Source organism: Mesorhizobium sp. M0051 (assembly GCF_040323235.1).
GTDB lineage: Bacteria > Pseudomonadota > Alphaproteobacteria > Rhizobiales > Rhizobiaceae > Mesorhizobium.
The window spans coordinates 21232-45488 of the sequence record NZ_JAMYUT010000042.1 but is presented as its reverse complement, the minus strand read 5'-3'; the positions used below and the strand labels follow the sequence as shown (position 1 = coordinate 45488).

The 24257-nt window shown below is 61.6% G+C and carries 21 protein-coding genes and 1 pseudogene; 13 read left to right on the top strand and 9 right to left on the bottom strand.

From position 1 onward, the window contains the following. Positions 1–267 precede the first annotated feature (267 nt). On the bottom strand, positions 268–951 hold the full coding sequence (locus NKJ90_RS30155; protein WP_352487499.1) for a phosphoglycolate phosphatase: 684 nt from the start codon (positions 949–951) through the stop codon (positions 268–270). A gap of 398 nt (positions 952–1349) precedes the next feature. Between NKJ90_RS30155 and rpiA the strand changes: the two genes are divergently transcribed. From rpiA to gor, 3 genes are all read left to right on the top strand, one after another. Continuing rightward, a complete protein-coding gene (gene rpiA, locus NKJ90_RS30150; protein WP_023757793.1) occupies positions 1350–2081 on the top strand; it encodes a ribose-5-phosphate isomerase RpiA in 732 nt (243 codons plus the stop codon). Then, positions 2068–2667, top strand: a complete 600-nt coding sequence (locus tag NKJ90_RS30145) for a DUF2059 domain-containing protein (RefSeq protein WP_023757794.1) — start codon at positions 2068–2070, stop codon at positions 2665–2667. Before rpiA ends, NKJ90_RS30145 begins: the two co-directional genes overlap by 14 nt. Positions 2668–2783: 116 nt before the next feature. Further along, positions 2784–4175 (top strand): glutathione-disulfide reductase, encoded by a 1392-nt coding sequence (gene gor / locus NKJ90_RS30140; protein WP_023757795.1) that lies wholly within the window; start codon positions 2784–2786, stop codon positions 4173–4175. 63 nt (positions 4176–4238) lie between these two features. Here the strand turns inward: gor and mgtE are convergent. Together mgtE and NKJ90_RS30130 are read right to left on the bottom strand one after the other, a co-directional pair. Beyond that, positions 4239–5595, bottom strand: a pseudogene (gene mgtE / locus NKJ90_RS30135) (magnesium transporter). Between the two features lie 270 nt (positions 5596–5865). Continuing rightward, on the bottom strand, positions 5866–7758 hold the full coding sequence (locus NKJ90_RS30130; RefSeq protein ID WP_023757796.1) for an ABC transporter ATP-binding protein/permease: 1893 nt from the start codon (positions 7756–7758) through the stop codon (positions 5866–5868). 600 nt (positions 7759–8358) lie between these two features. On the opposite strand from NKJ90_RS30130, the gene NKJ90_RS30125 reads away from it, so the two are divergent. Next, positions 8359–8805 (top strand): hypothetical protein, encoded by a 447-nt coding sequence (locus NKJ90_RS30125; protein ID WP_023757797.1) that lies wholly within the window; start codon positions 8359–8361, stop codon positions 8803–8805. 36 nt (positions 8806–8841) lie between these two features. On the opposite strand, the gene NKJ90_RS30120 is transcribed toward NKJ90_RS30125, so the two are convergent. Together NKJ90_RS30120 and NKJ90_RS30115 are read right to left on the bottom strand one after the other, a co-directional pair. Further along, the gene (locus NKJ90_RS30120; RefSeq protein WP_023757798.1) at positions 8842–9522 is read right to left on the bottom strand and encodes a DsbA family oxidoreductase; all 681 of its coding nucleotides are present in this window, start codon (positions 9520–9522) and stop codon (positions 8842–8844) included. A gap of 16 nt (positions 9523–9538) precedes the next feature. Then, the gene (locus NKJ90_RS30115) at positions 9539–11359 is read right to left on the bottom strand and encodes an extracellular solute-binding protein (RefSeq protein ID WP_023757799.1); all 1821 of its coding nucleotides are present in this window, start codon (positions 11357–11359) and stop codon (positions 9539–9541) included. Between the two features lie 232 nt (positions 11360–11591). Here NKJ90_RS30115 and NKJ90_RS30110 point away from each other — a divergent pair, with 232 nt between their 5' ends. Beyond that, positions 11592–12221 carry an invasion associated locus B family protein gene (locus NKJ90_RS30110; RefSeq protein WP_023757800.1) on the top strand — a complete coding sequence of 210 codons (630 nt, stop codon included), beginning with the start codon at positions 11592–11594 and terminating at the stop codon, positions 12219–12221. 64 nt (positions 12222–12285) lie between these two features. On the opposite strand, the gene hspQ is transcribed toward NKJ90_RS30110, so the two are convergent. Both hspQ and NKJ90_RS30100 read right to left on the bottom strand, forming a co-directional pair. Continuing rightward, positions 12286–12609 (bottom strand): heat shock protein HspQ, encoded by a 324-nt coding sequence (gene hspQ / locus NKJ90_RS30105; RefSeq protein ID WP_023757801.1) that lies wholly within the window; start codon positions 12607–12609, stop codon positions 12286–12288. Positions 12610–12784: 175 nt separating this feature from the next. Further along, positions 12785–13993, bottom strand: coding sequence for a UbiH/UbiF family hydroxylase (locus NKJ90_RS30100; RefSeq protein WP_023757802.1), 1209 nt, complete (start codon positions 13991–13993; stop codon positions 12785–12787). 111 nt (positions 13994–14104) lie between these two features. Between NKJ90_RS30100 and NKJ90_RS30095 the strand changes: the two genes are divergently transcribed. The 8 genes from NKJ90_RS30095 (at position 14105) to NKJ90_RS30060 (ending at position 22420) form a co-directional block, all read left to right on the top strand. Beyond that, complete coding sequence (locus tag NKJ90_RS30095; RefSeq protein ID WP_032907045.1) at positions 14105–15001, top strand: DUF2182 domain-containing protein; 897 nt, start codon at positions 14105–14107, stop codon at positions 14999–15001. Between the two features lie 14 nt (positions 15002–15015). Beyond that, positions 15016–15630, top strand: a complete 615-nt coding sequence (locus NKJ90_RS30090; protein ID WP_023757804.1) for a DUF1326 domain-containing protein — start codon at positions 15016–15018, stop codon at positions 15628–15630. Then, positions 15627–16445 carry a phosphatidylcholine synthase gene (pcsA, locus tag NKJ90_RS30085; protein ID WP_023757805.1) on the top strand — a complete coding sequence of 273 codons (819 nt, stop codon included), beginning with the start codon at positions 15627–15629 and terminating at the stop codon, positions 16443–16445. The genes NKJ90_RS30090 and pcsA overlap by 4 nt, the downstream gene beginning before the upstream one ends. 22 nt (positions 16446–16467) lie before the next feature. Next, positions 16468–17445, top strand: a complete 978-nt coding sequence (locus NKJ90_RS30080; RefSeq protein WP_023757806.1) for a quinone oxidoreductase family protein — start codon at positions 16468–16470, stop codon at positions 17443–17445. 178 nt (positions 17446–17623) lie between these two features. Further along, complete coding sequence (locus NKJ90_RS30075; protein WP_023757807.1) at positions 17624–19201, top strand: ABC transporter ATP-binding protein; 1578 nt, start codon at positions 17624–17626, stop codon at positions 19199–19201. Beyond that, positions 19198–20328, top strand: coding sequence for an ABC transporter permease (locus NKJ90_RS30070; RefSeq protein ID WP_031259677.1), 1131 nt, complete (start codon positions 19198–19200; stop codon positions 20326–20328). Before NKJ90_RS30075 ends, NKJ90_RS30070 begins: the two co-directional genes overlap by 4 nt. Beyond that, positions 20328–21302, top strand: coding sequence for an ABC transporter permease (locus NKJ90_RS30065; protein ID WP_031259678.1), 975 nt, complete (start codon positions 20328–20330; stop codon positions 21300–21302). The genes NKJ90_RS30070 and NKJ90_RS30065 overlap by 1 nt, the downstream gene beginning before the upstream one ends. 50 nt (positions 21303–21352) lie before the next feature. Continuing rightward, positions 21353–22420, top strand: coding sequence for a BMP family ABC transporter substrate-binding protein (locus NKJ90_RS30060; protein ID WP_023757810.1), 1068 nt, complete (start codon positions 21353–21355; stop codon positions 22418–22420). 137 nt (positions 22421–22557) lie between these two features. Here the strand turns inward: NKJ90_RS30060 and NKJ90_RS30055 are convergent, their stop codons facing one another. Then, positions 22558–23037 carry a GNAT family N-acetyltransferase gene (locus NKJ90_RS30055; protein ID WP_352487498.1) on the bottom strand — a complete coding sequence of 160 codons (480 nt, stop codon included), beginning with the start codon at positions 23035–23037 and terminating at the stop codon, positions 22558–22560. Between the two features lie 66 nt (positions 23038–23103). After that, complete coding sequence (locus NKJ90_RS30050) at positions 23104–24219, bottom strand: acyltransferase family protein (RefSeq protein WP_023757812.1); 1116 nt, start codon at positions 24217–24219, stop codon at positions 23104–23106. Positions 24220–24257: the final 38 nt, after the last annotated feature.

Below are 24257 nucleotides of genomic sequence, written 5' to 3'. Positions count from 1 at the left end.
AACCCATCGCCAGCAAGATGCGAAGAGCCAGATGGAACAGAGACTTCCTCTTCCAGCTCTTTACTCATATGCGATAGCCCTGCCCTCAAGGGGGAGGGAATGCTGCCGCGCGCCTTTTGTTCATCATACTCGGCGTCGACTTTCGGTAGTTTGCCGGTATCCGCGCCTGCGAGAATTTCCCTCCCCCTTGTGGGGAGGGGTTAGGGGTGGGGGTATTCGTAGGGCGCACGCCTTTGCCCCTTTGCGATTGCCTTGGCGGCTTCCCCCTCACTGACCGGCAGCGGCGATCAGCTTTTGCGCCAGATCGAGTGTCAGGGCGTCGAAATGCGAGATCACAGCCGACGGTTCGAATTCGCGCACGTGGCGGTCGGTGTAGCCGAAATCGACCGCAACCACCGGAATGCCGGCCGCTTTTGCGGTGTCGATGTCGGTCTGCGAATCGCCGACCATCAGTGCGCGGTGGGGATCGCCGCCGGCCAGCTTGATGGTCTCGGTGAGGTGGCGCGGGTCGGGCTTGCGGAAGGCGAACGTATCCTGTCCGGCGATGGCCGCGAAATGCCTGGTCATGCCGAGCGCCTCGATCAGTGCAAGTGAGTTGGCTTCGTATTTGTTGGTGCAGATGGCCAGGATATAGCCGGCTTCCTCGAAGCGCGCGATGGCTTCGACGACGCCGGGGTAGGGGCGTGATTTGCCGGGGATGTTGAGGGTGTAGTGATCGAGGAAAAGCTTGAGCAGCCGGTCGTGCTCCTCGACATCAAGCGATCGCCGCTGGGCGGCGTGCGCCCGTTCGATCATCACGCGGCCGCCGTGGCCGACAAAGCGTCTGAAGCCGGCCTCGTCGACCGCCGAGATCTGGCTGGCGGCAAGGCTGTGGTTCAGGCTGTCGAGCAGGTCCGGCGCCGTATCGATCAGCGTACCGTCAAGGTCGAACACGATGATCGGGCGGGTCATGGTCTGTCCTGGGCCAAGTTTATGCAATGGGCAGGCGATAGCGGCTGCGGCGCGTCAAGGCAAGCTCACTGGGCAAGCGCACGGGGCCAGCCTGCTCAGGGAGATATCGGGCGGGGCATTTCGCGGCGAGCCGCCAGAAATGGAAAACCCGCCATGGCGGCGGGTTGTTGGCGCAAATCAGCACCATAGACAAATATGTAGCACAGCTGCCGTCACCGGTCAACGCGTTTAAGGAAATAATTCCTAATATCCGTCGCCCCTGCGTCGCCCGGTGACCGCGCATGCACAACATCGATGCGATGCTGCACATCTCCGGGGCACGCAGCGGCCGGGGCTTTGACCGGACCGGCAAAGATGCTACGAGCCCCAAACGTCAGGGTTTCGGGGCAGCAAGCGGCATGGATGCAAGGCAATTGAAGGTCGAAGCCGCACGGGCAGCACTCGCCCATGTGAGCGACGGCATGCGGCTCGGCATCGGCACCGGAACCACGGCCGAAGAGTTCGTGCGGCTGCTCGCCGACAAGGTCGCCGGCGGCATGACTGTCATCGGCGTGCCGACTTCGGAGCGCACCGCCGTGCTTTGCCGCGAGCTTGGCGTGCCGCTGTCGACACTGGAGGAAACGCCCGAACTCGATCTCACCGTCGACGGCGCCGACGAGGTCGACCCGGAACTGACCTTGATCAAGGGCGGCGGCGGCGCGCTGCTGCGCGAGAAGATCGTCGCCGCGGCATCGCAGCGCATGATCGTCATCGCCGACCGCTCGAAGATGGTCGCCACACTCGGCCGTTTTCCCCTGCCGATCGAAGTCAATCCGTTCGGCCTTCGCGCAACCGAAATCGCGATCGGCGCCGCGGCTGAAAAGCTCGGTCTTTCCGGTCCGGTCACATTGAGGATGACGGGGGAGCAGGCTTTTGTTACAGACGGCGGCCATTTTATCCTCGATGCATCTTTTGGCCGCATTCCGGATACAAGAGCGCTTTCGAATGCTCTCCACGCCATTCCGGGCGTGGTCGAGCACGGTCTTTTCATCGGGCTGGCGTCAGTGGCCATCATCGCCGGCGGCGACGGTATCGAAACTGTCCATGCCGCCCGAAAACCAGGGAGTTCTACCGATCATGATGTTGCATAACCGGGTTCGCAGCCTTTCCATCCTTCTGGCGGCCTCAGCCGTTTTCGCCTTCTCGTCGCCGGCGTTTTCGCAGGATGTGACGGAATCGCACCTGAAGGCCGCCCGTGCCGCGGTAGCCGCGATCCACGCGACCGACCCGTTCGACAACATCTTGCCGCAGGCAGCCGCCGCGCTTGAATCGCAGCTCATCCAGAAGAACCCGGACATGCAGGAACTGATCGGCAAGACGATCAGCGAGAAGGCTCTGGCGCTTGCTTCGCGCCGCGCCGACCTCGAGAAGGAAGCAGCACTCGCCTACGCAAAAGTGTTCTCCGAAAAGGAACTGACCGACATCGCCAACTTCTACAATTCCGATTCGGGCAAGAAGCTCCTCGATAGCGGCCCGACGGTGACCCGCGACCTGGTTAAGGCAGCCGACATCTGGCAGAACGGTGTCGGCCGCGACCTCGCCCAGCAGGTCGGCGAAACATTGGCCGCGGCCGCCAAGGCAAAGGCGCCTGCCGCGCCTGCCGCGCCCGCGGACGGAGCCGCGCCTGCGGATGATGCCGCACCCGCCGATGGTGCGGCGCCCGCGGACAACAACTGACCCCCCGCATTTCAAACGGCCTTGCGGCCATCAGCAAAGCCCGGCTTGTCCGGGCTTTTCTTTTGGCGTTTTGCAGCCTACCTGTCTCTCAAATTTCCGAAGCTCGAGGAGCCGTCATGGCCGGTTACGACTACGATCTTTTCGTCATCGGCGGCGGCTCCGGCGGAGTGCGCGCGGCTCGCGTGGCGGCGGCACTCGGCAAGCGGGTCGGTATTGCCGAGGAATACCGTTTCGGCGGCACCTGTGTCATCAGGGGCTGCGTGCCGAAAAAACTCTATGTCTATGCCTCGCAATTTCCCGAGCATTTTGCTGACGCCGCCGGCTATGGCTGGACGGTTCCGCAAGCCAGTTTCGACTGGCAGACGCTGGTCGCCAACAAGGATCGCGAGATCAGCCGGCTGGAGGCGATCTACAAGCGTAATGTCGAGGGCCCCGGCGGCGAGACCTTCCATTCGCGGGCCACGATCGTCGACCCGCATGTCGTGCATCTTCTCGGCGAAGACCGTACCGTCACCGCCGATCAGATCCTGATCGCGACTGGTGGCCGCCCGGCGGCGCATCCGGCCTTGCCGGGCCACGAACATTGCATCTTTTCCAACGAGGCCTTCGACTTCAAGGAACTGCCCAAGGCAATCATGATCGAAGGCGGCGGCTACATCGCAGTCGAGTTCGCCAACATCTTCCACGGTCTCGGCGTCGACACCACGCTTGTCTATCGCGGCAAGGAGATCCTCAGCCGATTCGACATGGACCTGCGGCGCATGCTGCACGAGACGATGGAAAAGAAGGGAATACGGATCCTCTGCCATTCCGTGTCCGAATGGGTGCGCAAGCGGCCGGACGGCCGGCTCGACGCACTTCTCAGCAGCGGCGAGGTGCTGACGGTCGACCAGGTGATGCTGGCCATCGGCCGCATTCCCAACACCGAGAATATGGGGCTGGAAGGCATCGGCCTGGAGATGACCAAGACCGGTGCGATCGCCGTCGACCAATACTCGCGCACCAATTTCGACAACATCTGGGCGATCGGCGACGTCACCAACCGCGTGCAGCTGACGCCGGTGGCGATCCATGAGGCGATGTGCTTCATCGAAACTGCCTTCAAAGGAAATCCGACCGCGCCCGACCACGACACGATCGCCACGGCCGTGTTTTCGCAGCCCGAGATCGGCACCGTCGGCCTGTCGGAGGACGATGCGGTCAAACGGTTCCCTGAGATCGAAATCTACCGCGCGACATTCCGGCCGATGCGGCACACGCTGTCCGGTCGTGACGAGAAGATGCTGATGAAGCTGGTGGTCGATGGCGCGTCGAAGAAAGTGCTTGGCGCCCACATATTGGGGCCGGACGCCGGCGAGATGGCGCAGCTTCTGGCCATTCCGCTGAAGGCCGGCCTGACCAAGGACGATTTCGACCGCACGATGGCGGTGCATCCGACAGCCGCGGAAGAACTGGTCACCATGTACAAGCCGACCTATCGCGTGAAGGGCGGCGAGCGGGTGGATTGACGGGCAAAACCCGGGCTTGAGGAACTCCGCCGCGGCACGGTCACGGCGGAGTTCAGGAAGCCGCTACAGCAATGTCCCGCGCAGGATCACTAGCGCCAGCGAGAAATAGATCACCAGCCCGGTGACATCGACCAGCGTGGCGACGAACGGTGCCGATGCGCTGGCCGGATCGAAGCCGATGCGTTTCAAGGCGAATGGCAGCATCGATCCCGATAGCGAGCCGAAGGTGACGATGCCGACCAGGGCCGTGCCGACTGTGGTCGCGATCAGCGGCCAATGCGGGCCGTAATCGTAGAAGCCCATATATTGCCAGAGCGCGATGCGGCAGATGCCGACCACGCCGAGCATGGCGCCGAGCACGAGACCGGTGGGCAGCTCGCGCAGCGCCACCCGCCACCAGTCGCCAAGACCGATCTCGCGCAATGCCAGCGCCCGGATGACGAGCGATGTCGCCTGCGAGCCGGAATTGCCGCCCGAGCTCATGATCAGCGGGATGAACAGCGTCAGCACGATCGCCTTCTCCAGCTCGCCCTCATAGCTCTGCATGGCGTTGGCGGTCAGCATCTCGCTGATGAACAGCGCGCACAGCCAGCCGCCGCGCTTCCTGATCATGGCGAGGAAGCTCATCTTCATGTACGGCTCGTCGAGCGCTTCCATGCCGCCGAAGCGGTGCGCGTCCTCGGTCGTCTCCTCGATCATCGTGTCGATGATGTCGTCGATGGTGACGATGCCAAGGATTTTGCCGTGGTCGACGACCGGGACGGCCAGCAAATCGTATTTGGAGATCGTCTGCGCCAGGGTTTCGCGATCGGTGAGCGGGGTGACCGTCACCGGCGCACGATCCGGCGCCACGGTCATGATCGAATCGTCCGGTGATCAGCCGGCGCAGGCCGGTCGACCGCACCAGGAGATGCGTTTGCGGATCGACGATATAGATCGCGTAGACGGTCTCGCGCGTCCGCTCGACCTTGCGGATGTAGTCGAGCGTGCGCCCGACGGTCCAGTCCGCGGGCACGCTGACTAACTCCGTCGTCATGATTGATGCGGCGCTGCCTTCAGGATAGCCGAGAATGGCAAGCAGCGTGGCACGCAGAGGCGGCGCAAGCCCGCCGAGCAGCTCGGAACGGGCCGGCTCGTCGAGCTCGCGCAGGATATCGGCGGCGCGGTCAACCGACATGGCGGTAAGAAGTCTGCCCGCCTTGGCGCGCGGCAGCGCCTCCATGAGTTCGGACGCGCCGTCGAGTTCAGGCTGATCGAAGATCTCGACAAGCCGCTCGAATGTCACTTCACAAAGCAGTTCCGTCGCGGTTTCCCGCGGCTCCCTGTTCAGGGCCTCGACGATGTCGGCGACGTGATCATTGGCGAGGATGCGGGCGATGGCGACGGCTTCGTCGCTCGCCACCGTGGTAAATTCGTTCATGGCTCACTCCTTGCCGTCCGGCAGGACATGAACCATTGGAGGTCACGTCCAGGCGGACGGCGGTTGCGTTCGACTGTGACTGTCGCCAGGCATGGCGCGGTGACCTTTCTGCTTGCGGGTTCGCGTTTGACTGTCTGCAAGCGGGCGCAACATAGGAGCGCAACTTGCCGTGTCAATCGCGGTGAGGAAGGATAATACCGGCGAGCGGCCGAGATCGCGCGACTGTGATCGTCGGCAGCCGCATTGCGGCCAACTCAAACCGCTGGGGCGCTATTTCTGCTTCAGCCGGCGCGAGAAGCGTAGCCACTTGTCCTCGACCGGCCTTGGCTGTGCGAGAATGGTTGTGAGCTCGACGGGCAAGGTCGGAACCAGCGGCTTCTTGGTGGCGACACCGTCGGCGATGGCGACGATGCTGTGATAGAATTCGCTGCCGGTGATCGATCGCGGCGCCACCGCCTCGTGCATGACGCTGATCACCGTGACATCGGGGCAGTTGTCCTTGATGGCCTGGTGGAAGGCAACCTTGCCATCGGGGTCGAGCGCTCCGGTCGCCTCGTCGAGGAACAGCAGCCCCGGCTGCTGCAGCACGATGCGGGCCACCACCAGCTTCTGTTTCTGGCCGCCCGACAGGACCTGATCCCAGCTTTTGCCTTCGCGGTTTTCGTCGGCCATGTGCTCGATGAAATCGCCAAGCCCGGCCTTGTGCAGCGCCGACGCGACCTGCGCGTCGCTATGGTCGTGGTCGGAGCCGGGCAGGCAGGCCAGCTGTTTCAGCGACACCGGCTGCAGCTTGACCTCCTGGGCGGCAAAGAAACTCTTGACGCCTTCCGGGAAGACGATGGTGCCGCGGCCATAGGGCCACAGGCCATTGATCGCCTTGATCAGCGAGGTCTTGCCGCAACCGGATTCGCCTTTCAGGAAGGTCCATTCGCCGCGCCGGAAGCGCAGATTGGCGGCGCTAAGGAACGGCGTGGCATCCTCGCCCTGATGCGCCAGCTCCAATTTCTGGATGGTCAGGCCGAAAACCGCGTTCTGGCTGGCATACTGGAAGTCGGAGCGGCCGGTCTGGCTGTAGAATTCCTGCGGATGCTGGACATTCTCGATCGCGTTGGCCAATTCGGTGACACGCTGGCTGTTGGCGCGCAGCGTGGCGATGGCGGGCATGACATGGATGAACCAAGAACACTGGCCGATCAGCGAATTGACCAGCTCGGAACCGGTTATGTAGCCCTTGAGGTCGAGGCCGTTGTGGATGAACGGCACCAGGCCAGGTCCGTAGGCGACAATGCGGGCGCCGATGAAATTGTAGATCAGTTCGAACGACATGTAGACCGTGTTGACGATGTTCAGCCGCGTCCAGGTGCCGTCGATATCGACATAGAGCCGGCCATGCATAGTCCTCTGTACGCCTTCGCCCTGAGACGCCGCGACATGGAAGCTGCGGCGCAGGAACGTCGTCAGCTCGCCGCGATAGCTGCCTTCCGCCTGCTGCATCCTGACGTTGAGGCGCTCGAGCAGGCTGCCGAGCTTGACCGCGATCCATGTGTTCAGCGGCACGTAGGTGGCGACGCCCAGGAAGGCGAGGATGGCGCTGCCATAGTTGCCGAGGAACTCCAGGCCTTTCACCTCGACGGAGTTTTCGAGCAGCTTCTGGCCGACGAAATAGAGCGAAGTGGCGACGCCAAGCACGCCCATGGCGAGGCCGATGGCGCCGCCGGTCATGTCCTTGATGGATTCCTGGACGCGTTGGTCGATGTTGTCGGGGGCCGGTGCGCCGCTGCCGGTCGCCGCATGCTGAGCATGGAAATGGGTATGATTGCCATCCAGCAACGCTTCATTGAAGCGACTGTCGAGCCAGCCGCGCCATTTGCGGTGCAATGTCGCCGAGACAAGATTGCGGATGCCGGTAAAGCCGGCGTCCTTGAGCAAGACCAGCAGCACGAGGATGCCGGCATTGACCAGCAGCGAGCGAAGCGGCGTGGTGTTGGCGGCGTCATGGAAGAAGGCGATCGAGTTGACCAGTTCGCCGGAGGCCTCGGCGAACCAGACACCGGCCTTGCTGGACAGCGCCGTGAGCAGCGCAATCACCAGCGTCAGTGTCCAGGCTTCCTTCCAGCGGTCGGAGACCCAGTAGGCCCGCATCAGGCCCCAGAAGCTGCGCATCGACGATACCGGCGTCAGAAGCGATCGCCCTGAGGCATCGCGAGGTGTTTTTTCCGGTACTGACTCTTGCGATGGTCTACCGACCCGAATCACGATCCCGCCCAAACCTTTTTTCTTTTGTTACGGATGGTAACACCAATTGATCATTTTCCATTAATTTAAAACCCGGCCGACTGGATTACCCCGGCAGCCGTTGCCGTGAGGCAACAGAGTGCACGCTGAAATACGACGGCAACGGTCGGCAGAAATCAGGATATAGTGATTGATTTCAAGGAATTGACCTGCAGCGACCAGCTGTCACGGCAGCTTCCCCAAGGGAAGGTCCTCACACGGTTTTGTGAACTCGAAATCACACGAACCGACCGATTTTCTCACTGCGGGTTGACCTGAGCACCCGAAAATTTTCCGTTCGTGATCTCGCCGGGGGACGCCGTCACGATCCTTTCCTGAGGAGGAAGTGACCGGAATCATCTGAGCGGTGCGTCCCCTCCTGTCGAGGAGGAGGGGGAACTGCGTTTGACAATTCATCGTTCGGAATTGAACCTTGCCTGGCGTTGTCGACACCCATGCATGTCCGGTTCTCCAACAAGGAAGTTTCCAATGCTTGCACGCGCGGCCGCAATCCTGTCCCTCTTCGCCGGGCTGCCTCTCTTTGCCTGGGTACCTCCGGCGCATGCCGCCTCGCAGGGCATCCCGTCAAGCGCCGAAGGCCAGATCGAGTTCAACACGCCGTCCGCCAACATCGGCTGCATCTACACACCGAAGGGCGGCACCGGCACCTATGAGCCGCGGGACGGCGGCCCGGAGCTGAGCTGCTCGCGCATCGAACCGAGCTATATCACCATCATCCTCGGACCCAAGGGGCCGGCCACGCTGATCAAGAACCCGGGCGAGCAGGGTTGCTGCAGCGACGTCGACAAGCTTGGCTACGGCCACAGCTGGAGTGCGGGGCCGTTCTCGTGCCAGTCGTCAACCAAGGGACTGACCTGCACGGCCACGAACGGACATGGATTTTTTATAAGCAAGGCCAAGGCGACGGTGAAGTAACGCTTGCCTTGTCGGGAAGGCGAGGGATGGCCGGCCTCAGCCGACCTTCTCCAATTCGCCACGCGCCTTGGCAGCCGCCACCTGACGAATGGCATCAGCCAGGGTATCGGCATCCTGCGCGCCCATGACCGCGTACCTGTCTTCGAGCAGAAAACACGGCACGCCTGTTATGCCCATGCGCGACGCGGTGGCGATCTCGGTGCGAACCGCCTCGACATCGGCGTCCGTCGGCAAAAGCGTGGCGACCACGGACGCATCCATGCCGGCTTCGCGCGCGGCTTCGGTCAACACGCCATGGTCGCCGATGTTGGCGCCTTCCTCGAAATTCAGTTGGAACAGCCGGCGCACAAGCCTGTTCTGCACGGCTTCGCCGGCAGCACCGGCCCAGCGGATCAGGCGGTGCGCATCGAGCGTGTTGGCCGCCACCTTGATGGCGTCGAAGGCAAAGGAAATGCCCTCAGCCTCGCCCAGCGGCTCGATGCGGTCATGAATCTCGCGGATACGCGTGTCGCTGCCGAACTTGGCCAGCATGTATTCGTGGCGATTCTTGCCCTGCGGCGGAATGGACGGATCGAGTTGGAAGGGGCGCCACCGGATATGCACGTCGATATCGCCGACAGCGGCAATTGCCTTGTCCAGCCGCTTCTGACCGATAAAGCACCATGGGCAGACGACGTCGGACACCACATCGACGGTGACGGCGTTCGGTTCGCTCATCTCGATCTCCTGAATTTCACTTCGGTTTGCGCCACCAGGTCGGCAGTTGATACCCAAATATGGGCGTCTTTCGCGGATGTTCCAGATAGTTCCAGTAGGCAATCCATTGCTGCGTGTTGTGCTGCATCGGTACCATGTAGTTGCCGGATATCAGCAGCCGGTCGAGAACACGAACCGCGGCAACATAATCCTCCTTCGTGCGCGCGCGCAGCATCGCTTCGATTGTCGCGTCCACCGCCGGATCGGCGACGCCGGCAAGATTGAACGAGCCTTCCGTCCTGGCCGCGGCCGAACTCCAACGCCCGGTCTGTTCGATGCCGGGCGACAGCGAATTGTTGAAGCCGCTCGAACCGACCAGAACCTCGAAATCGAAGCGCTGCTTGCGCGACTGGATCTGATCGCCGTCGAGGCCGCGAATGGTGACATTGACGCCGATCTTCTCCAGCGTGCGTTGGTAGATGCCGGCGAGGCGCTCCTCATCCTGCGAGGCGGTCAGGATCTCGAAGCCGAAAGGTTTGTCGTCAGGATCGAGCATCGTTCCATTCTGCACGTGGTAGCCGGCGCCTTTCAGCAGGTCGAAAGCTGCCTTCAACACGCGGCGATCCTGGCCGGATCCGTCAGTCACCGGCGGCCGGTAAGAGCCGTCCATCACATCGGCCGGCACGCGGCCGGGATAGGGCGCCAGAAGCGACTTCTCCCTGTCGTCGGCCGGATGGCCGAGCGCGGAGAGCTCGGAATTCTGCCAGTAACTCATCGTGCGCGTGTATTTGCCGCCGAACAGGTTCTTGTTGGCCCATTCGAAGTCGTAGAGCATGCCGAGCGCGCGCCGCACGACCGGGTTGGCGAATTTCTGCAGCCTCGTGTTGAACAGGAAACCGGTCACCACGGGCGGAATGCCGGTGTCGAAGGTTTCGGCAACCACGTCGCCTTTGTGGAACGCGGGAAAATCGAGATCGCGCTCGCGCTTTACCGGATCGCCGTCGTCGTCGATGGCGCAAAGCCCTTTCTTGAACGCTTCGAGCTTGGCGTTGGCGTTGAGGAAATACTCTATGGTGATCTGGTCGTAATTGTCGAAACCGCGCTTGGCAGGGACATCCTTGGCCCAGTAATCCGGGTTGCGCTTGAAGACGATGCGCTGGCCGGGCTGCACCTGCGCGATCGTATAGGGACCACTGCCGATCACCGGCTTCAGCGTCGTCTTGTCGAAGGTTTCCTTGTCGAATGCGTGCTTCGGGACAATCGGCGTCAGCGCGATGATCAGCGGGAATTCGCGATCGGCCTTGTCATTGAAGGTGAAACGTACGCTGTGGTCGCCGGTCTTTTCGAGCTTGGCGACCCTGGCCATGCGGTCGCTGTAAGGCGGGCGGCCTTTCTCCGTAAAGACGTCATAGCTGAACAGCACATCTTCCGGCGTCACTGGCTCACCATCGGACCATTTGGCCTTCGGGTTGAGGTGGAACTCGATGCTCTTGCGCTCGGGATCCATGTCGGCGGTCTCGGCCAGCAGGCCGTAAAGGCTAAACGGCTCGTCGTAGTTGCGCTGCATCAGCGGCTCGAAGACCAGATTGCCATAGATCGTATCCATCATGCCGCGCGCCGTCGTGCGCAGGCTCTTGAGGATGAAAGGATTGAGATTGTCGAAGCTGCCGACGACGCAATAGGTGATGTTGCCACCTTTGGGCGCATCGGGATTGACATAGTTGAAATGCGTGTAGTCGGGCGGCAGCGCCGGCTCGCCCTGCATGGCGATGGCGTGCTTCGGCTCGGATGCGGCCGGCTGGTGCGAAAGTGCGAGAAACGATATCGCGGTGATCAGCCAAACAAGAACGCGGCCCATGACCGTCTCCTTAATGGGTCGGCTTGATGATTCGGTGCGTACCCTAGCATGACGCAGCTGCGCGCCGGCCAATCGTGCTTTCAACAATTGCTGACATCGGGCTGGATTCGACACCGCTTGCAGTGTAACACGCCCTCCGAAGTCATTCTGTTGCCTCATTTCGGCAACAGGTAGCTGGACCACACGGCACGAAGAAGCCGGTTCCGGGATCATTTGAGAGGAAGTGCACGACATGACGAGCCTGAACAGCAACGCGTACCGCCTGTCGGTCATGGCCGCTGGCGTGGTCGGCTTTCTCTGCGCAGGACTTTCCGCTGCTTCCGCACAGCAGCAACAGCAGATTCCGCAAGGCTGGTTCAAGGCCTGCACCAAGCAGGAAGACGTCGACATCTGCAATGTCCAGAACATCACCACCGCCGGCAACGGCCAGTTGGTCACCGGCGTCAGCCTGATCGAACTGAAGGGCAAGGTGAACCGCAAGGTGTTCCAGGTCACGGTCCCGACCGGTCGTCTGGTGCCTCCCGGCATCGGCCTGCAGATCGATACCGGCAAGGCGCAGAAGCTCGACTATGTAATCTGCTTTCCTGATCGTTGCGTGGCGGAAGTGCCGCTGACCGATCAGCTCGTCGCCGCGTTCAAGAAAGGCCAGGCGATTACGCTGACCTCCGTCAATTTCCAGAACCAGCCCAACCCGATCAAGGTCGCCCTGCAGGGCTTCAGTGGCGCCTATGACGGCCCGGCGCTGCAGCAGTCGGATATCGAGGACCGGCAGAAGAAGCTCCAGGATTTTGTCGCCAAGAACAACCAGGATTTCGCCAAGAAGCTCAAGGAAGAGCAGGACAAGGCGAAGACCGCCAACTGACCGGTCGATATCGCAGGCCAAACAAAGAAGCGGGGTCATGCCCCGCTTTTTTTATGACCGTCGCTTAATGCCTGGACTGCCGTTTCGGCTGGTAGCCCCCATCCGGCTTCTTGTCGAACATCTCCTTGATCTGTGGATGCCGGACGGGTTCCCCCGACTGATCCTCGAGCAGATTCTGTTCGGAGACATAGGCGACGTACTCAGTCTCCGAATTCTCGGCGAGCAAATGGTAGAAAGGCTGATCCTTGCGCGGCCGCACGTCGGCAGGAATGGCTTCGTACCATTCGTCGGTGTTGGCGAATTGCGGATCGACGTCGAAAATGATGCCCCTGAATGGAAACAGCCGGTGGCGAACCACCTGTCCGATTGCGAATTTGGCTGTTTTCATCGTACTCACCACTGAATTCCTTGGCTTTATTTGGCGCAGACTGGGCCTCAATTCAATCCCGAAGCGCTTCAGCGCGCTCCGAAGCTACGCAAGACGAGGCGCAAAGGTTTTGCCGCATGCGGCCGATGTCGATGATCGTCGATGACGCAGCTTGTCGGAAACGGGAAGATCGCTGTCAGCGTGTCGGCCTTCGCCGACCGCCGGCCAGCGCCGCGAAGCCGCTGCCGGGACGAAGGCCCTCGCGCATGAAAAAAGCGCGGAGCGGCGCGAAGCCGCCAAGCGCGCCGAGCCCGGCAACGCGGGCCATCTGTGCCGGCAGCATGCCGGAAAGCAGCGACATGTTGAGCAGATTGACCGCGCTGCTGCGCGCCAGAATATCGGGCCGACGCTTGAAATCATATGCCGCCAGGGCCTTGGCAGCTCCCGGGTCACTACGATTTTCACACGCGATTCCAATTAGATCTTCGACATCCCTGATACCGAGATTGAGGCCCTGCGCGCCGATCGGGGGAAACACGTGGGCGGCTTCGCCGATCAACGCCATCCGGTTTCGCGCAAAACGCAGCGGCGTCACAGCCGAAAGCGGGTAGATCTGCCGGCCCGGCTCGACCGTCACCCGACCCAGCATCGACTGCATCTGCTGTTCGATCCGCATCGAAAGCGTTGCATCGTCCAACGCCGCGAGTTCGGCCGCGGTCTCGGGTTTCACCACCCAGACCAGACTCGAGCGATTGCCGGGCAGGGGGACCTGTGTGAACGGACCGGTCTCGGTGTGGAATTCCGTCGATGTGAAGGCATGGTCGCCACTGTGACCGAAATTGAGGACAAGGGCTGCCTGCGGATAGGAGCGAGCCGAGGTCGAGATGCCGGCAGCCTGGCGGGCCGGCGACAAGCGGCCGTCGGCTGCCACCCCCAGCGATGCGTCCACCGTGCTGCCATCGGCCAGGACGGCACGGGCGTGTGCGGCGTCGAGCTGCCAGTTCGCCACCATAACCCTGTGCCATTCGATGCCGGCATCCGTGGCGACGGCACTGGCGAGCGCCGGATTGAGGACGCTGTTGGGCAGGTTTAGCCCGAACTGGTCCTCGTCTATCTCGCTGGCGCGGAAGGTGACGACCGGACTGCGGATCAACCGACTGGTCGCGTCGACGATGCGCATCACCTTCAAGGGCGCCGCCTTGGACTTGATCCCTTCGAGCACGCCCAGCCGCTCAAGCATTTTCACGGCAGGGTTCATCAGCGCCGTCGTGCGACCATCGGGGGCAGAGGCCTCGGGGCCGACCAGCGTCACCGGGAAACCGGCAGCGGCAAAACCGAGCGCCGCGATCAGTCCCGCCGGCCCCGTGCCAGCAACCAGTATCCGCGCAGTTCGCTCATGCTCCAAGATCGGCTTCCGGCTTGCAATGCGAGGCGGCCACCCGGCCTGCCCGTCGATGAGCATATAGGGCAGATCATGCCGCTTGATCAACGCGGCGATTCGGCCCAATCGGATGACATGACCGGCCAGCAGGACGACTTCAGCCACCTCGATCGCGCCGGCCGCGCAACGGCCACCATCGCGCGCAATCCTCGCGTCACGGTAAACGTCGCTGTCGGCGCTTGTATCCTGCTCGCCTGGCTATTGCTTGCCGCGATGGCAATCCGCGGCGCCGAAGCCGGGATTGCAAGCGTCAGCGCCCCCGGCGACACGATCCTGCGCAAGCTGCCGCAACCGCCGCTGCCCGATTTCCTGGAACGGTTCTTTGCGCTTTGCCTGTCGCCGGCGCCGCTGGATGCAAGCCTCGCCCTGCAGGCCGGTGGGCTCGTTTCGATGTGGTTCCTGATGGCGATCGCGACGATGCTGCCTTCAGCCGCGCCGATGATCCGGACTTACTGCGAAATCGCCGATACGGCACGCATCAAGGGCGAGCCGGCCGTCCATCCGCTGGTGCTGGTCGCCGGCTACCTCAGTGTCTGGCTCGGCGCCTCTGTGACGTTTGCCGCACCGACCTTGGCCGCCCACGCATTCGGCTCGCCAGACGGGATGCTGGACCCGGTCGTCGGCATTGCCGGTGCGCTGGCGCTTCTGACTGCCGGCCTCTACCAGTTCAGCGGCTTGAAAGAAGCCTGCCTGACAAAGTGCAAGAACCCGTTCTCGATCCTTTTCGCGAACTGGAGCGCAAGGCCGGTCGGCATCTTCCGGCTTGGGGTCAAGCAAGGCCTCTGGTGCCTCGGCTGCTGCTGGGCGCTGATGATGGTGATGTTCGCTGTCGGCGTCATGAACGTCTTCTGGATGGCGTTGATCGGGCTGTTCACCCTGATCGAAAAACAAACAGCGAGCAGGGTTCCAACCCGGCTGGCCGGTGCGATACTGCTTGTCTGGGCAGCCGCGCTGCTAGTAGTCTCACTCTGAGTGGGGGAAAATCAATGGCAGATCAGGACTGGGCGATGAAAGGAGAGCTAGTACTCTCCTGTAATTGCACGGTTTTTTGCCCTTGCGTATTGTCGCTCGGCAATCATCCGCCGACCGAAGGCTATTGTCAGACCTGGGCGGGGTTTCGCATCGATGCCGGCCATTTCGGGGACGTCGACCTATCCGGCCTCAATCTTGGGCTGGTCATGGAAATCCCAGGTTACATGAGCCGCGGCAACTGGACCGCCGGCCTGTTCATCGACAAGCGTGCCTCAGTCTATGCGGTCAAGGCGCTGACGAAGATCTTCACCGGCAAGGCAGGCGGAACCACATCGCTGCTCTCCATCCTCGTCGGCAAATTCCTCGGCGTCGAGCAAGTGCCTATCACCTATGAGACGCGTGACAAGACGCGTATCTTCCAGATACCGAAGATCATCGACGGTGCGGTGACACCGGTCCCCGGCAAGGATCGTGACAAGGATACGGTGATCAGCAACTCGGAATACTGGATCGCGCCCGAGATCATCGTCGCCAGGTCAGACAAGAGCAAGATGCGGGCCTTCGGCCGCAACTGGAATTTTGCCGGCCGTTCGGCCGAAATCTGCAAGCTGGATTGGCGGGGCCCGTGAGCAAGAACACAACGGCCCGGAAAGCCGCCAAAAAGATCACCGACCGGATTCCGCGGCCGAAGAAGAAAGTCACCTGGCCGCAGGCGAGGGCGTTCTCCGTCCATCTCTTGACCGCGTCGGGCTCGTTCCTGGCTTTCCTGTCGCTGGTGGCGGCAAGCGAAGAGCGCTGGACCGCGATGTTCTGGTGGCTCGGGCTGGCGCTGTTCGTCGACGGCATCGATGGGCCGATCGCGCGCAAGCTCGAGGTCAAGGAAATCCTGCCTACATGGTCGGGCGAACTGCTCGACAACATCATCGACTACGTGACCTATGTCCTGATCCCGGCCTTCGCGCTGTATCAGCGAGGCTTCATGGGCGAGGGCCTGTCGTTCCTGTCGGCGGCGATCATCGTCGTCTCCAGCGCCATCTATTATGCCGACACCGGCATGAAGACGAAGGAGAATTTCTTCAAGGGATTCCCCGTGGTCTGGAACATGGTGGTGTTCACGCTGTTCGTCATCGAGCCCGGACAATGGGTTTCGTTCGCGGTGGTGGTGGTGGCCGGCATTCTGACTTTCGTCCCGATCAACTTCATCCATCCGGTGCGGGTGGTGCGGCTGCGCCGTATCAACCTTGCGATGACCCTCTTATGGTGTGCTTTCGGCGCGCTTGCCCTTGCACAGGCGGCACTCGCCGCCTTCTACGATCAGATCGGCGTGCTGGGAGAACAAGTCGGCACCTTCACCAAGATCGGCATCACCATCACGGGGCTTTACCTCGCCAGCATTGGTGGCATCATGCAGTTCTTTCCCAATCTCGGTGCCAAGAAGGCCTGATCAGCCAGAGGAAGCCCAGCCTATGTCCAAAGCGATCCGCATTCACGCCCATGGTGGCCCGGAAGTCCTGACCTATGAGGACGCCGATCCAGGCCAGCCCGGAGCAGGGCAGATCCTGATCCGGCACACGGCGATCGGCCTCAATTTCATCGATGTCTATCATCGCTCGGGCCTTTACCCGCCGCCCGGCGGGTTCCCGCTTGTTCCTGGCGGCGAAGCCGCCGGCGTCGTGCTGGGGGTCGGCAAAGGCGTCGAGTGGCTGAAGCCCGGCGACCGGATCGCCTACGCCGTGACGACTGGAGCCTACGCGCAAGAGCGCGTCATCGACGCCAGCCGCGTCGTCAAGGTGCCGGATGGCATCAGCGACGAACAGGCCGCCGCGATGATGCTGAAAGGCATGACCGCTGAGTATCTGCTGCGCCGGACGTTCAAGGTGAAGGCGGGCGACACGATCCTATTCCATGCCGCTGCAGGCGGCGTCGGGCTGATCCTCGGCCAATGGGCAAGATATCTCGGCGCGACGGTCATCGGCACCGCCAGTTCGTCCGATAAGATCGAGCTCGCCAAGGAACACGGCTTCGACCATGTCATCAACTACAAGGAGCAGGATTTCGTCGCCGGGGTCGCCGCCATCACCGACGGCAGGAAGTGCGACGTCGTCTACGATTCGGTCGGCAACGACACGTTTCCGGCTTCGCTCGACTGTTTGAGGCCACTTGGCATGTTCGTCAGCTTCGGCCAGTCCTCGGGGCCGATCCCGCCATTCAGCATGTCGTTGCTGGCGCAGAAGGGCTCGTTGTTCGCAACCCGGCCGACGCTGTTCGTCTACAATGCAAAGCGCGAGGACCTCGAAGCCTCCGCCGCAGCCTTGTTCGAGGTCGTGCTCAGTGGCGCCGTCAAGATCAAGATCAATCAGCGCTACGCGCTCAAGGACGTGGGCAGGGCGCATTCCGACCTCGAGGGCCGCAGGACAACGGGAACGACCATTCTCATTCCCTAGAGACCGATTACAAACTCTACTCTGTCGGCCAAAACAGTCCCTTAGTCCGTTCTTCCTTGCTATTGCTTGAATTTCCGCTGAAATTCTTGAAGCTCTTTCAAGACGCGTGCCGCTTTCCGATGGGAGCCGGCCGCGCCTACCATGCTTTCGGGAACACAGAACATGTCTGGCTAACCAGATGGGAGGCACTGTGAGTGCAAATCAGGACGGCACAAACCTGCTCGAGGTCCGTGGCCTCACCAAGATATTCGGCACGCTGACGGCGTGCGATCATATCGATCTCGACATCGCCAGGGGTGAAATCCACGCTTTGCTCGGCGAAAACGGCGCCGGCAAATCGACGCTGGTCAAGATGCTGTTCGGTTCGCTGGAGCCCAATTCCGGCGAGATCTTCTGGAACGGCCAGGCGGTCAGGATTTCCAGCCCCGGCGTGGCCAAAAAACTCGGCATCGGCATGGTGTTCCAGCATTTTTCGCTGTTCGAGGCGCTGACTGCGGCCGAGAACATTGCGCTATCGCTGGACGACGGTTCGCCGATCAGCAGCATTGCGGCGAAGGCGAGGGCGCTTTCCTTCAGCTATGGCCTGCCGCTCGATCCTGAATCGCTGGTCGGCGACCTGTCGGTGGGCGAGCGCCAGCGTATCGAGATCATCCGCTGCCTGCTGCAAACGCCGCAGCTCATCATCCTTGACGAGCCGACTTCGGTGCTGACGCCGCAGGAAGCCGACAAACTGTTCGAGACGCTGGATCGTCTGCGTTCGGAAGGCAAATCCATCCTCTACATTTCGCACCGGCTCGAAGAGGTCAAACGCATCTGCGACCGGGCCACCGTGCTGCGGCATGGCAAGGTCGTCGGCCACTGCAACCCACGTGCGGAAACCGCCTCATCCCTGGCGCGCATGATGGTCGGCAACGAAGTGCAGGCGGTGGTGCGCGCACCCGTCGAGGGCATCGCCACGGCACAGCCACTTCTCGAAATCCGCAACCTCAGCCGCAAGCCGGCGACGCCGTTCTCGATCCCGCTCAAGAGCATCGACCTGAATGTTCGGGCCGGCGAGGTGATCGGCATCGCGGGTGTCGCCGGCAACGGCCAGGGCGAGTTCTTTGAATCCGTCTCCGGCGAGGTGTTGCAGCAGGATGCCGGCTCGGTGCGGATCCGCGGCAAGAATGCAGGCAATCTCTCCATCACCGGACGGCGCCTGCTGGGCGCCGCTTTCGTCCCGGAAGAACGCCTCGGCCATGGCGCCGCGCCGCGCATGAAGCTTTCGGAAAACCTGCTGCTGTCGCGCCATGCCACCGACGGCAAGGCCTTCGTCGGCGGCGGCGGAATGGTCGACAGCGCGGCCATCTACGCCGCCGCTCAACGCATCATCGAGGCGATGGACGTGCGCAAGAGCGCGCCGGATCCGGAGGCGGCGGCACTTTCGGGCGGCAATCTGCAGAAGTTCATCGTCGGCCGCGAACTCGACCGCCGGCCAAGCGTCATGGTCGTGAACCAGCCGACCTGGGGCGTCGACGCAGGTGCCGCCGCCCACATCCGCCAAGCCTTGATCGAGTTGTCGCGCAGCGGATCGGCGGTGCTGGTGATCAGCCAGGATCTCGACGAGCTGTTCGAGATATCGGATGCGATCGCGGTCATGCACAATGGCGCGCTGTCCGAGCCGATGCCGATCGCCGAAGCGACCTTCGAGAAAGTCGGCTTGCTGATGGGCGGCGCCGAACCCGGTCACGCCGAACACACGATGGAGACGGCATGATGCGCCTCGAACTCGTCAAACGCCCGCAACGCTCGGCGCTGTTTTCAGCCCTGTCGCCGTTCATCGCCTTCGCGCTGACGATCATCGCCGGCGCCATCATGTTCGCACTGCTCGGCGTCAACCCGCTGACCGCGTTCAATATCTATTTCATCGAGCCGATCAGCCAGGTCTGGCAATTGCACGAGCTGGCGATCAAGGCAGCTCCGCTCATCCTGATCGCTGTCGGCCTGTCGGTCTGCTACAAGGCCAATGTCTGGAACATTGGTGCCGAAGGACAGTTCATCTTCGGCGCCATCTTCGGCTCAATCATTCCGGTGCTGTTTCCGCAATTCGAAGGGCCGCTGGTGCTGCCGTTGATGCTTTTGCTCGGCATGGTCGGCGGTGCGGTCTATGCGGCGATCCCCGCCTTCCTGAAGACCCGGTTCAATACCAACGAGATCCTGACCAGCCTGATGCTGGTCTATGTCGCCCAGCTTTTCCTCGACTGGCTGGTGCGCGGTCCTTGGCGCGATCCGCAAGGCCATGGTTTCCCGCAGACGATCCAGTTCGGCGACTCGGCCGTATTGCCGGAACTGCTGCCGGACGCCGGTCGGGCGAATTGGGGATTTGTCTTCGCGTTGGTCGCTGCGGTGCTGATCTGGATCCTGATGAGCCGCATGCTGAAGGGCTTCGAGGTGCGCGTGCTGGGCTCAAGCCCGCGGGCAGGGCGTTTCGCCGGCTTCGGCCTCAAACGCATGGTGTTCTTCGCCTTCCTGCTGTCGGGCGCGTTGGCAGGGCTTGCCGGCATCTCGGAAGTCTCGGGCGCTATCGGCCAGCTGCAGCCTGTCATTTCGCCCGGCTACGGCTTCACCGCCATCATCGTGGCGTTCCTCGGCCGCCTCAACCCGCTCGGCATCGTCGCCGCCGGCCTGGTGCTGGCGCTGACCTATCTCGGCGGTGAAGCGGTGCAGAGCGCACTCGGCATCTCAGACAAGGTGGCGCGGGTCTTCCAGGGCATGCTTTTGTTCTTCGTGCTCGGCTGCGACACGCTCATCCACTACCGCATCCGGCTGGTCGGCCTGGCGCTGACAAAACCGGAGGGTGCCGCGAAACTCGATCCGGAGCCCAAGCTGAAGGAAGCCCGTTGATGGACATCACCGTAAACATCCTTCTGACCATCGCCACGGCAGCAACGCCGCTGCTGATCGCAGCGATCGGTGAACTGGTGGTCGAGCGCTCCGGCGTGCTCAACCTGGGCGTCGAAGGCATGATGATCATGGGCGCCGTTGGCGGGTTTGGCGTCAGTTATCTCACGGGATCACCCTGGATCGGGCTGCTGGCGGCAATTGCCATGGGCGCCGTGTTCTCGCTGCTGTTTGCCGTCATGACGCTGTCCCTGGCCACCAACCAGGTGGCGACCGGCCTGTCGCTGACGCTGCTCGGGCTCGGCCTCTCCGGCATGATGGGGACGAGCTTCGTCGGTCAGCCCGGCGAACGGCTGCCCAACCTCGACATTCCCGGCCTGACCTCGATCCCGGTGATCGGCCGATTGCTGTTCGGCCAGGACCCGATCTTTTACATTTCGATTGCGCTCACAGCTGCCGTCACGTGGTTCTTGTTCAAGACCCGGACCGGGCTGACACTGCGCTCCATCGGCGACAGCCATACGTCGGCGCATGCGCTTGGCATCAAGGTCATTCGCTACCGCTATCTCTCCGTCATCTTCGGTGGCGCCTGCGCCGGTCTTGCCGGCGGCCATCTGTCGTTGGTCTACACGCCGCAATGGGTTGAGAATATGACTGCCGGCCGCGGCTGGATCGCGCTGGCACTGGTCGTGTTTGCCTCGTGGCGGCCATGGCGGGTGCTGGCCGGCGCCTATATCTTCGGCGCCATTTGGGTTGGCCAGCTTCACGTGCAGGCAATCAACCTCCAAGACTTCGTCGATGCTCCCTGGGTGATCTACAAGGTCATCGCTTTCCTAAAATCATTTCCGTCTCAACTGCTTTCTTCTCTGCCCTATCTGGCAACCGTCGTGGTTCTCGTTCTAATCTCGCGCAACAAGCGTCTGACGATGATGAACACGCCGGCTTCCTTGGGGCAGCCATTCGTTCCGGATCGTTGACAACAAAAACAAACGGGAAGCTCCAAGGCTTAACTCAGAGAGGTAACACAATGAAAAAACTGCTTATTGCCCTGATGACAACAACCGCCGCCCTATCGCTGGCGGCAACCGCCGAGGCTGCGGACAAGCTGAAGGCGTGCTGGGTCTATACCGGTCCTATCGGCGACTTCGGCTATTCCTACCAGCATGATCAGGGCCGTCTCGAGGTGGAGAAGGCGCTGGGCGACAAGGTCGAGACCGCTTATCTTGAAAACGTCTCCGAAGGCCCCGATGCCGACCGTGCTTTCGAGCGTCTGGCGCGCGAAGGCTGCAAGCTGATCTTCGGCACATCGTTCGGCTTCATGGACGCCGAAGTGAAGGTTGCCAAGAAATTCCCCAAGGTGATGTTCGAGCACGCGACCGGCTACAAGACCGGCGACAATCTCGGCATTTACAATGCGCGGTTCTACGAAGGCCGCTATGTGCTTGGCCAGATTGCCGCCAAGGAATCCAAGTCCGGCGTCGCCGGTTACATCGTTTCGTTCCCGATCCCCGAAGTGGTGATGGGCATCAACTCCTTCATGCTCGGCGCACAGTCGATCAACCCGAACTTCAAGGCCAAGATCGTCTGGGTGAACTCGTGGTTCGATCCGGGCAAGGAAGCCGATGCCGCCAAGGCGCTGTTCGACCAAGGCGCCGACATCATCGTCCAACACACCGATTCGACCGCTGCCCTGCAGGTGGCCGAGGAGCGCAAGCTGCACGGGTTCGGCCAATCCTCCGACATGATCAAGTTCGCGCCGAACGCGCAGCTGACCGCGCTGACCGACGAATGGGGTCCGTACTATATCAGCCGGGTCCAGGCAGCCCTCGACGGCACCTGGAAGCCCGACAATGTCTGGCTCGGCATCAAGGATGGCGCGGTCAAGCTCGCGCCTTTCACCAACATGCCCGACGACGTGAAGGCGATGGCGGAAGCCACCGAAAAGAAGATCGCCGGCGGCTGGAATCCCTTCACCGGACCGATCGCCAAGCAGGACGGCACGCCGTGGCTGAAGGATGGCGAAGTCGCCGATGACGGCACGCTGCTCGGCATGAACTTCTATGTGAAGGGTGTCGACGACAAGCTGCCGCAGTGAGCAGCGAGCGATACAAATGAGGAGGGCGCCGCGAGGCGCCCTTTTTCATTCGGCAGGTTGTGCCCCGGCTTATGTGTGACGAAATCTCGCGAGCCCGACATAGAAGGGGTCGGTTCCGGTAGGGGGCGAAATGGGGTTCACTTCGACACGAGCGGTTTGCTCATGTTGATTCCGGTTACCCGAAAGCCCGTGGCTTCATAAACATGCCTGGCGCGTTTGTTATCATCAGCCACTCGGAGCTTTATTTGTTGAAAACCTTTGCGTTTCAGGTCGTTTTCAAGAACTTCTAAGGCCCGCTTACCGAGGCCTTGACCCTGATAGGCAGGAAAGATGTGAAAATCACTGATGAATGCCGCGCGCATCGTCGGATCCTGTTTGTACCATAGGTACCCAATAAGCCTTTCAGGGGTTCCGGTCGGATCGACCAGGCACAGCAAGACGTGCCCGGTCGTATCGACGCCGTCAGGTAAGTCAGATGCGATTTCCTGTTTCGCTTGTGCAAGAGACTCATTATCGGAAAGCCGGTAGTTCGAGGCGATCTCGGATGCGTAGTCAGGAATAAAATAGTCGAGATAAGCTAAAAACTCGCTGTCTAGCATTGGCCTTAACGAAATCATTGAGTAACTCCTTTATCGAATTTGCCGACTGTCTGGCTTGTGCAAGAGCCATGAAGTTTTTTGCGCTCAACACGATCTAGCTTCGTCCCGGAGCCCGTCTCTTTGAATATCGCGGCCACGTCGTAACCGATCGACCGCGAGGCCGAGCCAGATCCTGAGCAGCCGCTGAGCCGGTCGTTCGCACGTTCGCCAGATCAGCCATGAAACAACCAGCATGAGCGCGATGCAGCCGAGGGCGGCAAACCATTTGCCGATCAGGGGTGCAGCGGCATTGATCGCGAGATAACCGATCTTCTGATGCAGCAGATAGAGTGGGTAGGTCAGGCCGCCCAGCGCCAGGGTGAGCGCCGACGGCCTGACACGGTTGCGCAACAGCACCGCGCCGATCAAGGCCGCGTGCATGACGACATTGGCGAGGACGAGATTGGCCGATGTAACTGCGATGCCGTAGTGGCCCTGCATCCAGCGCTGCGTCACCGACAGTGTGCCGCAGGACATCAGGAATGATGCGACAAGCAGCAGCAAAGCCGGTAGTGAACGGCCGTGTGCGTGGATGTGATGAAACACCACGCCAGCGGCGAAGAACGGTCCGAACTCGGTGATGAACAGCAGCCTTGCCGCGCCGCTGCCTACGAAAAACTCGTTCAACGCCGACACCGCCAGCCAGACGAAAATCAGCTCTAGCTTGCGTTTCTGGAAGAGCCCGGTGAAAAGCGCCAGCGTCACCCAACCGTAGAAAACCAGCTCAAGCACAATCGACCAATACACGCCGTCCATGAAGGGTTGGCCGAGGGCCGGTGCGAACATCGACAGATTGGCGGCATACTGACTGAAAGAGGCTGGAATCAGTGGTGTGCCGGCAAGGATGACCATCGTGAAGGTGAGCGTCATGCAGAGCAGGAAGCCAGGATAAAGGCGAACGAAACGTGCGACCGCAAACTCGCCCCATCTGCGGTTTTCCGCCGACCAGGCAATGACGAAACCGCTGATCAGAAAGAACAGATTGACGCCGAGATAGCCGTAGAGGGCGAACGGCGCTGCAAGCGGATAACCCTCGGCAAGAAAGCCTTCGGCGGCCGCGCCGCGAAAGAAATAGTGAAAGAGCACGACAGCAAGTGCTGCCGCCAGCCTGAGCAGGTCCAGCGTCGCGATATAATCCTGCCCCGAAGGTTTGGCGTCCATCCGCGTTCCGTATTTATAGTACGGAAACTCTACTGCGG

Bases quoted from the DNA above. Each gene is read 5' to 3' on its own strand.
- NKJ90_RS30155 (WP_352487499.1), bottom strand. From the start codon at position 951: ATGACCCGCCCGATCATCGTGTTCGACCTTGACGGTACGCTGATCGAT.
- rpiA (WP_023757793.1), top strand. From the start codon at position 1,350: ATGGATGCAAGGCAATTGAAGGTCGAAGCCGCACGGGCAGCACTCGCC.
- NKJ90_RS30145 (WP_023757794.1), top strand. From the start codon at position 2,068: ATGATGTTGCATAACCGGGTTCGCAGCCTTTCCATCCTTCTGGCGGCC.
- gor (WP_023757795.1), top strand. From the start codon at position 2,784: ATGGCCGGTTACGACTACGATCTTTTCGTCATCGGCGGCGGCTCCGGC.
- NKJ90_RS30130 (WP_023757796.1), bottom strand. From the start codon at position 7,758: ATGCGCAGCTTCTGGGGCCTGATGCGGGCCTACTGGGTCTCCGACCGC.
- NKJ90_RS30125 (WP_023757797.1), top strand. From the start codon at position 8,359: ATGCTTGCACGCGCGGCCGCAATCCTGTCCCTCTTCGCCGGGCTGCCT.
- NKJ90_RS30120 (WP_023757798.1), bottom strand. From the start codon at position 9,522: ATGAGCGAACCGAACGCCGTCACCGTCGATGTGGTGTCCGACGTCGTC.
- NKJ90_RS30115 (WP_023757799.1), bottom strand. From the start codon at position 11,359: ATGGGCCGCGTTCTTGTTTGGCTGATCACCGCGATATCGTTTCTCGCA.
- NKJ90_RS30110 (WP_023757800.1), top strand. From the start codon at position 11,592: ATGACGAGCCTGAACAGCAACGCGTACCGCCTGTCGGTCATGGCCGCT.
- hspQ (WP_023757801.1), bottom strand. From the start codon at position 12,609: ATGAAAACAGCCAAATTCGCAATCGGACAGGTGGTTCGCCACCGGCTG.
- NKJ90_RS30095 (WP_032907045.1), top strand. From the start codon at position 14,105: ATGACCGGCCAGCAGGACGACTTCAGCCACCTCGATCGCGCCGGCCGC.
- NKJ90_RS30090 (WP_023757804.1), top strand. From the start codon at position 15,016: ATGGCAGATCAGGACTGGGCGATGAAAGGAGAGCTAGTACTCTCCTGT.
- NKJ90_RS30080 (WP_023757806.1), top strand. From the start codon at position 16,468: ATGTCCAAAGCGATCCGCATTCACGCCCATGGTGGCCCGGAAGTCCTG.
- NKJ90_RS30075 (WP_023757807.1), top strand. From the start codon at position 17,624: ATGGGAGGCACTGTGAGTGCAAATCAGGACGGCACAAACCTGCTCGAG.
- NKJ90_RS30070 (WP_031259677.1), top strand. From the start codon at position 19,198: ATGATGCGCCTCGAACTCGTCAAACGCCCGCAACGCTCGGCGCTGTTT.
- NKJ90_RS30065 (WP_031259678.1), top strand. From the start codon at position 20,328: ATGGACATCACCGTAAACATCCTTCTGACCATCGCCACGGCAGCAACG.
- NKJ90_RS30060 (WP_023757810.1), top strand. From the start codon at position 21,353: ATGAAAAAACTGCTTATTGCCCTGATGACAACAACCGCCGCCCTATCG.
- NKJ90_RS30055 (WP_352487498.1), bottom strand. From the start codon at position 23,037: ATGATTTCGTTAAGGCCAATGCTAGACAGCGAGTTTTTAGCTTATCTC.
- NKJ90_RS30050 (WP_023757812.1), bottom strand. From the start codon at position 24,219: ATGGACGCCAAACCTTCGGGGCAGGATTATATCGCGACGCTGGACCTG.